The organism is Rhodococcus cercidiphylli (assembly GCF_033042225.1).
Taxonomy (GTDB): Bacteria; Actinomycetota; Actinomycetes; order Mycobacteriales; family Mycobacteriaceae; genus Rhodococcoides.
On record NZ_JAWLKE010000006.1, the window covers coordinates 378,133 to 390,436 of the forward strand.

Here is a 12,304-nt window from a genome sequence, read left to right on the forward strand (position 1 = left end):
GCCGGATGACGAGGTCTGTGGCTTGCGTCGTTTCAGGGTCATAGGTGGTGGATTTCGACAGCATCGCTGATCTTGTCCAGATAGCTGCTGTTTCCCACGCGGTCTTGTACCACCGCTCCGCACACGGTGTCGGCCACCCAGAGCGCAGGTTCGATTCGACCGACGCTGTGATGCAGACGTAGACCTGAGGTAACCACTTTTTGTGCGCGGAACTTCTGAAGTAGATCGAGATCACTTCGGTCCTGGTTTCCTCCCGATTCCAGCGTAACGCGGGTTGCGGCGCTCGGGACTGCTTCCATGCCAGTGCACCTTGGGCTCGGTCACGAGGCGGACCTGTTCCATGGTGTTGCGCCATTCCGGCACATCACTTTCGTCGCACAGGGCCGCCGCCATCAGATAGGTGTGAGGATCTCGGCCGGGCTGAGACCCGCTCTCGTCACCCCACGCAGTCTGCATGGGCGGCGAGTTCACGGACCGGCACCGACCGAATCCTCACCTCGAAAAGGCCATGGCCCTGGGACCTGCCGTTCCCGCTCAGCTATGCGCGTGCAACGGCCGTCCCGACAGTGCCATCATCGCTTCACCGAGTGCCTCGTTCTGCGTGGGGTGCGCGTGCACGAAGGTCCCGACCTCCGACGGCAGTGCCTCCCACGCGACCGCGAGTTGCGCCTCACCGATCAGTTCGCCCACGCGGTCACCGACGATGTGGACGCCGACAACCGGGCCGTCGTCGCGTGCGCGAATCACCTTGACTCCGCCTGCGGTGGACAGAATGCGGCTTTTGCCATTGCCGCCGAGGTCGTAGACCACCGACGTCACGGTTCCGTACTTCTCCTCCGCGGCCTTCTCGGTGAGACCGACCGACGCAACCTCGGGATGCGAATAGGTCACGCGCGGAACGAGATCGCCGTCTATCCGTGCGGGTGCGAGACCGGCGATGTGTTCGGCAACGAACATGCCGTGCTGAAAACCGCGATGAGCCAGCTGATACCCCGCCACGATGTCGCCGACGGCATAGACACGGTCTGCGGTGGTGAGCAGGTTGTCGTCCACAGTGACGAAGCTACGTTCGGTGGCGATGCTCTGCTCGGCCAGACCCAAGCCGTCGGTGCGCGGTCCGCGACCGACGGATACGAGGACGAGATCGGCCGAAAGAGTATCCCCGGATGACAGGGCCACCGAAACGTCGTCGGAAGATTCGGTGACGGTCTCGACCTTGGTGCCGGTACGAATGTCGATGCCGCGTTTGCGCAATGCCTTGGTCAGCTGCTTCGAGGACCACCCGTCTTCACCGGGAACGATGCGATCGAGTGCCTCGACGACGGTGACCTTGGCACCGAAAGAGGCCCAGATGCTGGCGAACTCGATACCGATGACCCCGCCGCCCAGTACGACGACAGATTCCGGAACTCGATCGAGTGCCAACGCACCGTCGCTGGTGAGAACACGAGGTCCAAGTTCGATACCCGGGATGGTGCGTGAGTACGACCCGGTGGCGAGAACCAGCGAGGCACCGGTGATGCGTCGACCGTCCACCTCGACGGTGCGAGGACCGACCACCCGGCCACGGCCGGAGACGATCTCGATGCCCGGACGCTTCAGCAGACCTTGCAGCCCTGAGTAGAGCCCGGCGACGACACTTCGCTGGTAATCCAGAGCCATAGGCATATCCACACCGGTCAACGAAGCAGTGACGCCGACATGCGCCGCACCGCGCACCGCGTCGGCAACCTCGGCCGTGTGCAGCAGAGCCTTGGTGGGGATGCACCCGCGATGTAGGCAGGTGCCACCGAGCTTGTCCTCCTCGACCAATGCGACCGTCAGGCCGAGTTGCTCGGCGCGCAGGGCGCAGGAGTACCCACCGGATCCGCCACCGAGGATGAGAACGTCCACGTCGCTCATCGAACGGATCCCAGTGCCACGACGGGGTTCTCGACAAAATCGGCAACAGTGCGCAGAAACCCGCCGGCCACTCCGCCGTCGCACACGCGGTGGTCGAAAGCCAATGACAGCTGCGCTACCTTGCGCACGGCCAATTGGCCGTCGACCACCCACGGGCGGTCGATGATGCGTCCGATACCCAGGATCGCGGCCTCGGGATGATTGATGATCGCAGCCGAGCCGTCGACCCCGAACACCCCGTAGTTGTTGAGGGTGAACGTTCCCCCGCTCAGCCGGGCTGCGGGCAGGGCACCGGTTCGCGCCAGCTCGGTCAACTCGGCCAACCGCTCGGACAGTTCCTTCAGATCGGCCTTGTCCGCCTGCGGCACAACAGGAACCATCAGTCCACGGTCGGTCTGCGCGGCGATGCCGAGTCCGACGTTCTCGTAGCGCAGGATCTCGCCCGCGGCAGTATCGACCGTGCTGTTCAGCTCGGGGAACTTGGCCAACGCGATCATGGTGAGTTTGGCGAGGACCGCCAGCAGCGTGACCTTGACGCCGTCGATGGAGGCATCGAGGTCGCGACGGGCCTGCAGCAAAGCCGTCGCGTCGACGTCGACCCAGACGGTGGCCTCGGGAATCTCCGAGCGACTGCGAGAGAGTTTTTCTGCGATGGTCTTACGGATGCCGGTGATGGGGATCCGCGTAACGCCGTCGGTAGTGGGAACGCTGGTGGAGAGTGCCCGTTCCACGTCCGCACGGGTGATGACTCCGTGGCCGCCGGCTGTCTCGATGCTCGCCAGATCGAGCCGGCCCTGCAGTGCCATGCTCCGAACGATGGGGGAGAGCACCTTAGGTGCAGTGGTGCGGCTCTGTTCGCTGGTCGCTCCGCCGGCTGCGCTCCTGTGTGCCCCCTGGGGCACTTTTTCATGCCACTGCGGCGGAGCCGCACTCCGCTTCCGTCGTCCGGTAGGGCCGTGTCCGGTTCCGTAGCCGATGAGTACGTTCCCCGAGCCGGCGCGTTCTTCCTCGCGGTATCGCTCATGGGCAGCGGGAACGTCGGCGACGGCGCCGCCGGTGATGCTGATCAGGGGAGCACCGACGGCGAGTGACGTGCCCTCGGCCGCATGCAGTTCGCCGACAACACCCTCGAACGGGCAGGGCACCTCGACGGAGGCTTTCGCTGTCTCGACCTCCACGACAACTTGATCGATGGTGACGGTGTCGCCGGGTTTGACCTTCCACTCGACGATCTCGGCCTCGGTCAGTCCTTCACCGAGATCAGGGAGCAGGAACACCTGCATGCTCATACCGTGACCGCCTTGCTGAGGTCGGGAGCATCGTTCCACTGCAGTCGGTCCATGGCGTCGAGAACGCGGTCGGCGGACGGCAGGTGTAAGTGCTCGAGTTTCGGTGCCGGGTAGGGAATGTCGAGTCCGGTCACTCGGAGTACCGGAGCGTGCAGGTGATGGAAGCAACGCTCGGATACCCGCGAGGCGATCTCCGCGGCGACACCGGAGAAGCCCTGCGCCTCCTGAATCACGATGCAGCGTCCGGTCTTTCGTACCGAGACCGCGACAGTCTCGTCGTCGAACGGATTGATCGACCGCAGATCGACCACCTCGACGCTCCGGCCGTCCTCGGCCGCGAACTCAGCGGCCTGCATAGCCACCGACACGGTGGGGCCGTAGGCGAGAAGCGTGACGTCGGTACCGGCACGGCGCACGACGGCGGTGCCGATCGGCTCGGTCTTGGTCAGGTCGATGTCGTCCTTCGAAAAGTACAGCCGCTTCGGTTCGAGGAAGATCACCGGATCGGGATCGGCGATGGCGTCACGCATCAGCGAGTACGCGTCGGCGACGGTGGACGGGGAGACGACTTTCAGGCCCGGGGTGTGCGCGTAGTAGGCCTCGGACGAGTCGCAGTGATGTTCGACGCCGCCGATACCTCCCGCGAACGGGATGCGGATGACCATCGGCGCGGTGAGTGATCCGCGAGTTCTGTTGCGCAGCTTGGCAACATGGGACACGATCTGCTCGAAAGCCGGGTAGGCAAAGGCGTCGAACTGCATCTCGACGACGGGCTTGTAGCCCGACATCGCCATGCCGATCGCGAATCCGACGATGCCGGACTCCGCGAGCGGGGTGTCGAAGCAACGATCGTCACCGAAGTCTCGGGTCAGTCCGTCGGTGACACGAAAGACGCCGCCGAGCGTGCCGACATCCTCGCCGAACACGACGACCTTCTCGTCCTCGGTCAACGCGTCGCGCAGGGCGGCGTTGAGGGCTCCGGCCATGGTCATCGTGGTCATGACAGTTCTCCTGCTGCGATCTCGGCGGCGACCTGATTTCGCTGTTCGATCAGGCCGGGGGTGGGGGAGGAGTAGACGAACCGGAACAGATCCTCGGGGTCGACGTCCTGCTCGACGTTCATGCCCGCGCGAAGTGCCGCGGCATCCGCGTCGGCGGATACCGTCATCTGCTCGCGCAGGTCGTCGGTGAGCAGACCCTGGGCTTCCAGGTAGGAATCGAGGCGCGAGAGCGGATCTCGGGCCAGCCACCCTTCCACCTCGTCTGCCTTGCGGTAGCGCGTGGCGTCGTCGGCATTGGTGTGGGCGTCCATGCGGTAGGTGTGCGCCTCGACGACCACCGGTCCCTTGCCTGCTCGGACGTACTTCACGGCCTCGTCCATCACGGCCATCATCGCGATCGGGTCGTTGCCGTCGACCTGCTCGCTGCCGATGCCGTAGCCGACACCCTTGTGCGACAACGACGGAGCTGCAGTCTGACGCGCGAGGGGAACGCTGATGGCGAATCCGTTGTTCTGGACCAGGAAAATCACAGGTGCGCGGAACACCGCGGCAAAGTTCAGGGCCTCGTGGAAGTCGCCCTCACTGGTTGCTCCGTCACCGCAGAACGCGAGGGCGATGGTGTCTCGTCCCTGCTTGGCCTCGGCGTAGGCGAAACCGGTCGCGTGCAGCAATTGTGTTGCCAGAGGAGTGCATTGGGGAGCGACCTTGTAGGCGGTGGGATCGTAGCCGCAGTGCCAGTACCCGGCGAGCATGCCGAGCAGCTCCACCTGGTCGACGCCTCGCGCCGCGAGAGCCATCGAGTCACGGTACGTCGGGAACATCCAGTCCTGTTCACCCAGGCAGAGGGCTGCGGCGATCTGGCAGGCTTCCTGGCCGCGGGAGGACGGGTAGACCGCAAGCCGACCCTGTTTGGTCAATGCCGTTGCCTGCTGGTCGAATCGGCGGCCGTGCACCATCGAGCGGTACATCTCGAGCAGGCGCTCGTTCGACGGGTGTGCGTAGCGGGCGGCACTGTCCACGCCCGTCCCATCGGGTGCGAGGTACTGCACGGGACGGTCGGCAGGCATGAACTGTTGGTAGGACGTTGCCGGAACCTTCTCGACGGTCGTCATGGGGCATTCTCCTGAGATCGGCTTGTACGGTGATTCTGGCCGAATCGGTGAGGAAGAAGTCCAATGGTCGTAGGATTGCAGACATATTGCCGACATTTCAGGTACGAACTGACTATCTGTCGGATCGGCGTAGCGAACCACCAGGTAGGAGCGGACGAATGGACGACGTCTCGAGACGTGTGGAATTGGACGACACGGATCGTCGCATCCTCGCCGAGCTGACTGCCGACGGGCGGGTCTCGATGCGGGTGCTGGCCGATCGATTGAATCTCTCTCGGGCACATACCTATACACGGGTGGACAGGCTCAAGGATGCGGGTGTCATCGAACGGTTCACCGTGCAGGTGGATCACGGGGCGTCCGGGCTAGGGACCTCGGCGTTCATCGCGTTGTCGATCCGTCAGGATTCGTGGCGCAGTGTGTCCGAGGGGTTGCGGTCGATGGAATTCGTCGACCACTTCAGTTTGCTCGGAGGGGATTTCGACGTGCTGGTACTCATCAGGACTCCCGACAACGAGAGCCTGCGGCAAGTCGTGCTGGAGGGCCTGCAATCGCTCGACGGCGTCCGGGCGACGCGCACGTGGTTGATCTTCGACGAGGACCGAGGTGGTCTGGGACGAACTGCGCCGCCCACCGAACGCTGACAGTGGGCGGCGTCGTTCGGGGTACGGGTCAGAAGTTGCCGCGAGCGTCCTGCTCACGTTCGATGGCCTCGAACAGTGCCTTGAAGTTGCCGATGCCGAAGCCGAGCGAGCCGTGGCGTTCGATCATCTCGAAGAACACCGTCGGGCGATCGACCAGCGGCTTGGTGAAGATCTGCAGTAGGTACCCGTCCTCGTCTCGGTCGACGAGAATTCCGCGCTTCTGCAACTCTTCGATCGGCACTCGGACCTTACCGATACGGGCTCGCAGTGCGGGATCCTCGTAGTACGAATCGGGGGTGGCGAGGAATTCGACGCCCGCCGCGCGGAGGGCATCGACCGAGGACAGAATGTCGTTGGTGGCGAGCGCCAGATGCTGTGCGCCGGGGCCGCGGTAGAAATCCAGGTACTCGTCGATCTGTGAGCGCTTCTTGGCGATGGCCGGCTCGTTCAGCGGGAACTTCACCCGATGGTTGCCGTTGGAGACGACCTTGCTCATCAACGCCGAATAATCGGTGGCGATATCGGCCCCGACGAACTCGGCCATGTTCGTGAAGCCCATGACGCGGTGGTAGAAGTCCACCCACTCGTCCATCTTTCCGAGCTCGACATTGCCGACCACGTGATCGAGAGCCTGGAAAATGCGCTTGGGAGCGCCTTCCGGTCGCTGCAACGTCGACGTGCGTGGCACATAGCCGGGGAGGTAGGTGCCGGTATAGCGGGAGCGGTCCACCAACGTGTGCCGGGTGTCGCCGTAGGTCGCGATGGCCGCGGTGCGGACTGTGCCGTGCTCGTCGGAGATGTCGGTCGGCTCTTGCAGTACTCGCGCGCCCTGGGCCCGCGCATGTTCGATGCATCGATCCACATCCGGCACGGCCAGCGCGATGTCGACGACGCCGTCGCCGTGGCGGGTGTGGTGGGCGACCAGATCGCTGTCGGGATCGACGGCTCCCTTGATGACGAAACGCACTGCGCCGGACTTGAGCACGTACGCGTGGTGGTCACGTTGGCCCGTTGTCGGGCCGGAGTAGGCAACGAGCTCCATGCCGAACGCGGACTGGAAGAAGTGCGCGGTCTGCGTCGCGTTGCCGACGACCCACACGATGGCGTCCCAACCGCTGACCGGAAAGGGATCTTTCTTGTCGTCGTACTCGACCAGGCCGACGAGCTGTCGAAGCTGATCTGCATCGAGATCGGCCAATCTTTCGTCGTCGTTGAGAATGCTGTCGAGGCTCATGAAGGCTCCCTGGTTGGTGTGATGGCTCGGGCGCGGCGACGAGGGGATCGGCCGCCTTCGGTTCGAGCTGAGCGAACTGTCCTGATGACCCAAACATCGCCGGTAAGAGGTGTCAATCGACCGACCTTGTGCTATCTGAGCTGTACAGATGGGTCAGGAGAATGCGCGGCTTGCTATACAATTCGTACAGAAAATGGGAGGTGCGCGATGGAATCCACATTGGACGAGTTGGACCGGGCGATGCTCGCTGCGCTGCATGACAATTCGAGGATCGGCGTGCTCGAGCTGTCGCGGACGCTCGGTGTTGCGCGTGCGACTGTGTCGGCCCGTCTGCAGCGACTGGAGGACACCGGTGTCATCAGGGGGTATCAGCCTCGAATCGGCTTGGCTGCAGCAGGTTACGGCGTTCAGGCGTTCGTGACGTTGGAGATCGCCCAGGGCGCTCTCGGTGACGTCGTCGCTGTTCTGGAGCAAATACCCGGGGTGTTGGAAGCATTCGCTACGACCGGTGCCGGCGACGTCCTGTGCCGGGTCGCGGCCGCCTCGCACGACGATCTGCAGCGAACTCTGATCGTGCTCAACCAGTCTCGTACGATCGCACGGTCCACCAGTGTGGTCGTGCTCTCGGAACTGGTCGAGTTTCGAGCGATGCCGTTGCTGAACACTGCCGAGCCCGAGAGAACGCCGAAGGCCCCTGCCTATCGACGAACGCGCGACTGAGCACGTCCGCGTCGAGGCAGGGGCCGAAGAGGCTCTCGAATCAGGTCATCGAAGGCCCGACCACCGTCAGCAACCATACGGTCGGAGGAGCGAGGAGAACGACGAGTCCGCAGTAACCCAACATCTTTCGCTGGAATCGGGCTTTGTCGTCCACTCGTGCCTCGGCCAGGACCATCACGCCGTTGGTGGAGAACGGGCTCACGTCCACCACCGTCGCCGAGAATGCAATGGCGGCAACGAATCCGATGGCTCCCAGTTCGCCGGCGGCGAGCATGGGTGCAGCGAGTGGGAGGGCGATACCGATGGTGCCGATCGACGATCCGAACGCCGAGATGATTGCCACCGCGTAGCACAGGATGAGTGCCGTCAGCAGTGGTGATCCCAGGGCGGAGGCGGCGTCGCCGAGGAATCCGAGCGTACCGTTCTGGGTCATGACCGCCATGTACGTCTGAACACCGCAGACCAGAACCACGGCGGGCCAGGCGATGTTGTCGACCACCTTCGGATGAGTCTTCGGTGCCAGCAGCAACAACACGACCGACACGCAGATCGCGCTGACGCCGATGTCGACGCCCAAGGTCACGGACAGCAGAACCAGGGCGGCAATACCGAGAAGCGTGAGTACGCGCACTCGAGTCAGGGGAACGGCTTGATCGGGAACCGTTGTGACCGAGGCTGCTTCGATCGGATCGGCTTCGACTTGCACGGCGGTTCCGCCACCGCTGCCCTCGGGCAACCCGGTGTTGCCCGGACGCGGTCCTGACGGCACCGGCAGCCCGCCCTCCTGGTCGCGGAGATCCTGGACATCGAACGCACGCGTGCGGTCTTTGATCAGGTCGCGGCCGAGAACGAGGAAGAGAACCAGTGCGATCAGCGTGTTGAGAACGAACGGGATGAGGAACAGCGCGAGCGGATGTGAGCCCACACCGGTGGAGTCCATCAAGCCGTTGACGAAAGCGCCGTAGAGGTTGATCGGGGAGAAGCAGCAGGCGAGCGCGCCATGGCTGACGACCATGCCCATCAGGAAGGGATTGATGTTGTTGCGCTTGGCCAGCGGCATCGCGATCGGTGCCAGCATGCCGACGGCGAGCACGGATCCGAGGGCCATCAGCAGGCCGGACAGCAGGAACATCATCCACAGGATGGCCCAGCGCCGTCCGCCCACGAGTCGGAGGGATCGGTCGATCACGACGTCGATGGTTCCGTTGGCTTTGGCGATGGCGAACAACAAGGTGATGCCACCGACGATGATGAAGGTGCTACCTGGGAATGCGTCGATGATGTCTTCGATAGGTATGCCGGATATCGCGCCACCGATGAGGAAGGCGCCGGCGAAGGCCAGTAGGCCCATGTTGATGGGGGTGATCGTCGCGACCGTGAAGATTGCGATGAGGGCGATGATCGAGATTGCGTAGACCATGGCTGGCCTTTCGGACGGAGGATGAGGTTGTGCCGCAGGGAAGCGGCGATGCGCGGGCCGGGGCCCGCCTGATCAGAGAGCGGAAGCAGAAGTGGGGAGAGGAAGAGCGCGATCGACCACTGAACGAGCGAGATCGGCAGCGGCGGCCAGAGCGGCAGTGTCGATACCGGTGTCGATTCCGGCGCGATGGAACCTGTCGACGAGCTGCTCGGTGGCCAGGTTTCCGTGCGCGCCCGGGGCGAAGGGGCAACCGCCGTACCCTGCGAGCGCGCTGTCGAAGTACTCGATCTCGAGGTCGAGCACTGCACGAACCGCTGTCTCGAGGGCCTGATCGTGAGCGTTGTGTAGGTGCAGGCTGATCGTCAACTCGGGCAATGCCTTTCGGACGGCGTCGGCTCCGGCCAGTACCTGGTCGGTGGTCGCGATGCCGAGGGTATCCGCGAGACCGAGGCTCGATACGCCGATGTCGGCCATGCGCGTGCAGACCTCGACGAGCCGTGCGGGCGTGATGATGCCGTCGAACGGGCACACGAAAGCGGTACTGACTCCGCCGATGAACGTCCGATCCGGATGCGCCGCGACTGCACGGTGCAGATCCTGCAGAGCGTCCTCGGACGACCGTCCGGCATTCGCGCGGCTGTGGCCCTCACTGGCGGAGGTGACGACCTGGATGACATCGATGTCGGTCTCGGCGGCCCGGTGCACTCCCCGTCCGTTCAATGTCAATGCGGTGTAACGGATATCGGATCGGCGCGGTGCACGCGAGACGACCTCTTCGGCGTCGGCCATCTGCGGCACTCGGGTGGGAGAAACGAACGAGGCGATCTCGACGGTCGTGATGCCCGACGCGAGGGTGGCGTCGAGTACGGCGAGTTTGTCCTCCGTGGGGACGATGCACTTCTCGTCCTGCAATCCGTCGCGGAGATAGACGTCGGTGATGTGTACGCGAGGCATGTCAGATCACCTTCCTGGCGCGGAGATCGTCGAGCTGCTCCTCGGTGAGTCCGAGCATGCGGCCGAGGACATCGTCCGTGTGCTCGCCCAGGTCCGGTCCGGCCCACCTCACGGCGGTCGCTTCGTTGCCGAATCGCGGAACCACTCCGGGAAAGCGCACTTCCTCGGTACTGCCCTGTTCCACAGAGACTTTCAGAGGTTGGACCATCCCGCGTGAGACGAAGTGTTCGTCGTCGGCGATCTGAGCTGCGTCGAACACTTCTCCGACGGGAATGCCCGCGGCACCGAGTTCGTCGACGACAACAGCTGTCGGCCTTACCGACGTCCAGTCGGAAATGGCTCCGTCGAGTTCGGCCTCGCGCGCAAATCGTTTGTCGCCGTTCGCCAGTTCCGGGTCGGCGGCCAGGTCTGCTCGGCCCACCGCGGTCATGAGCCGTCCGAACACGCTGCTCGAGTTTCCGGCGATCATGACGCTGCCGTCCTGGGACGGATAGATGCCGCTGGGGACCACGCCGGGGAGATTGCCCGCTGTGCGCTGGCGAACCGTGCCGTATGCGTCGTAGTCCGGGACCAGCGATTCCATGGCCATGAACACCGCCTCGTAGAGTGCGACGTCGGCAACCTTGGGCCGGGAATGATCCCCGCTTCGTTCGCGAGCCAGGAGCATCACGAGAGCGCCGACGGCACCGTGCAATCCGGCCAGTACGTCGCCGATGGGTGCTGCGGGCCGAACGGGCTCGCGATCCGCGTGACCGGTGACATGGCGCAATCCGCCGAATGCTTCTGCAACCCCGCCGAATCCGGCCCGGTCTCGATGCGGGCCCGTTTGGCCGTAGCCCGAGATACGGACCATGACCACGTCGGGATTGGCTTCCTGTAGTCGGTCGGGTCCCAGGCCCCACCGCTCGAGGGTGCCGGGCCGGAAGTTCTCCACGACGACATCGGCGGTCTCGACCAACTTCAGCGCGAGATCGCGGCCTTCGTCGGTACGCAGATCGAGAGTCACCGAATGCTTGTTGCGAGCAATGGTTCGAAACATCATGGAGGTGTCTCCGCGGCTTCGACGCCAGCCGCGGAGTTCGTCGCCGACGCCGGGGCGTTCGATCTTGATGATGTCGGCACCGAAGTCGGCGAAAAGGCGACTCGCGAAGGGTGCAGCGATGAAATTGCCCAGCTCGATCACACGGATTCCGTGCAAAGGGCCGTTCTCAGTGGTGATGGACACCGGTGGTCACTCCCTGCAGTACGTAGTAAGTCAGAGTGAAGATGGCCGATTATCATTATTTGATAAAGGCATTATCTTCTGATAGGAATGACCATAGTGTGCTGGATCACGTATGACAACCACTGTGATGTGGATTTCTCAGATATTCGTGCCGCTGGAAGGAAACAGGAGATCATGACCGACAAGAACCCAGGGTCGATGCTGCTCGCGCTCGAGTGCGGATCTCCTACCGTCGACGCATCCGCGTGGGTCGCCCCCACTGCGACGCTCGTCGGACGAGTGAATCTCGGGCCGGACAGCAGTGTCTGGTACCAGGCCGTTCTACGGGCCGACTCGGAGGAGATCACGATCGGCGGTGGGGCCAACATTCAGGATGGTGTTGTTGCACATGTGGATCCGGGCTTCCCGCTTGCGATCGGACGCAACGTGAGTGTGGGACACAATGCCGTCTTGCACGGTTGCACCGTCGGCGACGGAACCTTGGTCGGCATGGCTGCCGTCATCATGAACGGAGCAGTGGTGGGAGAGGACTGTCTCGTTGCCGCAGGTGCACTGGTGACGGAAGGTGCACAGATCCCACCGAGATCATTGGTCGCCGGTGTCCCTGCCAAGGTTCGGCGGGAACTGACCGACGAGGAGGTGGAGCACTGCACAGCCAACGCGCTCACCTACCGCGATCTGGCCGGCGTCCATCGTGGCGCTCGGCCCTGCTGACAGCGTCACGGACCGGTCCGACACCTATGCTGCGTAAGCAGTGTCGGCCATGTAGCCGATGCTGTACGGGAATCGAAAACGGAGGTCGA

12 protein-coding genes are annotated in these 12,304 nt (G+C 63.8%); 3 read left to right on the forward strand and 9 right to left on the reverse strand.

What is annotated here, in order from left to right:
• Positions 1 to 38 precede the first annotated feature (38 nt).
• The 5 genes from R3P95_RS17570 to pdhA all read right to left on the reverse strand — a co-directional run bounded on the left by R3P95_RS17570 (position 39) and on the right by pdhA (position 5,304).
• Positions 39 to 299 carry a hypothetical protein gene (locus R3P95_RS17570; protein ID WP_316630317.1) on the reverse strand — a complete coding sequence of 87 codons (261 nt, stop codon included), beginning with the start codon at positions 297 to 299 and terminating at the stop codon, positions 39 to 41.
• Between the two features lie 235 nt (positions 300 to 534).
• Positions 535 to 1,902: a dihydrolipoyl dehydrogenase gene (lpdA, locus tag R3P95_RS17575; RefSeq protein WP_317549001.1), complete on the reverse strand. Its 1,368-nt coding sequence runs from the start codon at positions 1,900 to 1,902 to the stop codon at positions 535 to 537.
• On the reverse strand, positions 1,899 to 3,191 hold the full coding sequence (locus R3P95_RS17580) for a dihydrolipoamide acetyltransferase family protein (protein ID WP_317549002.1): 1,293 nt from the start codon (positions 3,189 to 3,191) through the stop codon (positions 1,899 to 1,901). Before R3P95_RS17580 ends, lpdA begins: the two co-directional genes overlap by 4 nt.
• On the reverse strand, positions 3,188 to 4,192 hold the full coding sequence (locus tag R3P95_RS17585) for an alpha-ketoacid dehydrogenase subunit beta (RefSeq protein WP_317549003.1): 1,005 nt from the start codon (positions 4,190 to 4,192) through the stop codon (positions 3,188 to 3,190). Before R3P95_RS17585 ends, R3P95_RS17580 begins: the two co-directional genes overlap by 4 nt.
• Positions 4,189 to 5,304 (reverse strand): pyruvate dehydrogenase (acetyl-transferring) E1 component subunit alpha, encoded by a 1,116-nt coding sequence (gene pdhA, locus R3P95_RS17590; RefSeq protein ID WP_032388016.1) that lies wholly within the window; start codon positions 5,302 to 5,304, stop codon positions 4,189 to 4,191. The genes R3P95_RS17585 and pdhA overlap by 4 nt, the downstream gene beginning before the upstream one ends.
• A gap of 158 nt (positions 5,305 to 5,462) precedes the next feature.
• On the opposite strand from pdhA, the gene R3P95_RS17595 reads away from it, so the two are divergent.
• On the forward strand, positions 5,463 to 5,948 hold the full coding sequence (locus R3P95_RS17595; protein WP_032368670.1) for an Lrp/AsnC family transcriptional regulator: 486 nt from the start codon (positions 5,463 to 5,465) through the stop codon (positions 5,946 to 5,948).
• Positions 5,949 to 5,976: 28 nt separating this feature from the next.
• Here R3P95_RS17595 and hppD read toward each other — a convergent pair whose 3' ends face one another.
• Positions 5,977 to 7,182, reverse strand: a complete 1,206-nt coding sequence (gene hppD / locus R3P95_RS17600) for a 4-hydroxyphenylpyruvate dioxygenase (RefSeq protein ID WP_317549004.1) — start codon at positions 7,180 to 7,182, stop codon at positions 5,977 to 5,979.
• Positions 7,183 to 7,389: 207 nt separating this feature from the next.
• On the opposite strand from hppD, the gene R3P95_RS17605 reads away from it, so the two are divergent.
• A complete protein-coding gene (locus R3P95_RS17605) occupies positions 7,390 to 7,902 on the forward strand; it encodes an Lrp/AsnC family transcriptional regulator (protein ID WP_094687568.1) in 513 nt (170 codons plus the stop codon).
• A 40-nt stretch (positions 7,903 to 7,942) separates the two neighbouring features.
• Here R3P95_RS17605 and R3P95_RS17610 read toward each other — a convergent pair whose 3' ends face one another.
• The 3 genes from R3P95_RS17610 to R3P95_RS17620 form a co-directional block, all read right to left on the reverse strand.
• Entirely contained in the window at positions 7,943 to 9,322 is a 1,380-nt protein-coding gene (locus tag R3P95_RS17610; protein ID WP_094668638.1) for an SLC13 family permease, read from the reverse strand.
• Between the two features lie 72 nt (positions 9,323 to 9,394).
• A complete protein-coding gene (locus R3P95_RS17615) occupies positions 9,395 to 10,276 on the reverse strand; it encodes a hydroxymethylglutaryl-CoA lyase (protein WP_317549005.1) in 882 nt (293 codons plus the stop codon).
• A 1-nt stretch (position 10,277) separates the two neighbouring features.
• Positions 10,278 to 11,501: a CaiB/BaiF CoA transferase family protein gene (locus R3P95_RS17620; RefSeq protein ID WP_317549006.1), complete on the reverse strand. Its 1,224-nt coding sequence runs from the start codon at positions 11,499 to 11,501 to the stop codon at positions 10,278 to 10,280.
• A 174-nt stretch (positions 11,502 to 11,675) separates the two neighbouring features.
• Here R3P95_RS17620 and R3P95_RS17625 point away from each other — a divergent pair, with 174 nt between their 5' ends.
• The gene (locus R3P95_RS17625) at positions 11,676 to 12,215 is read left to right on the forward strand and encodes a gamma carbonic anhydrase family protein (RefSeq protein WP_317549007.1); all 540 of its coding nucleotides are present in this window, start codon (positions 11,676 to 11,678) and stop codon (positions 12,213 to 12,215) included.
• The last annotated feature ends 89 nt before the right edge of the window (positions 12,216 to 12,304 follow it).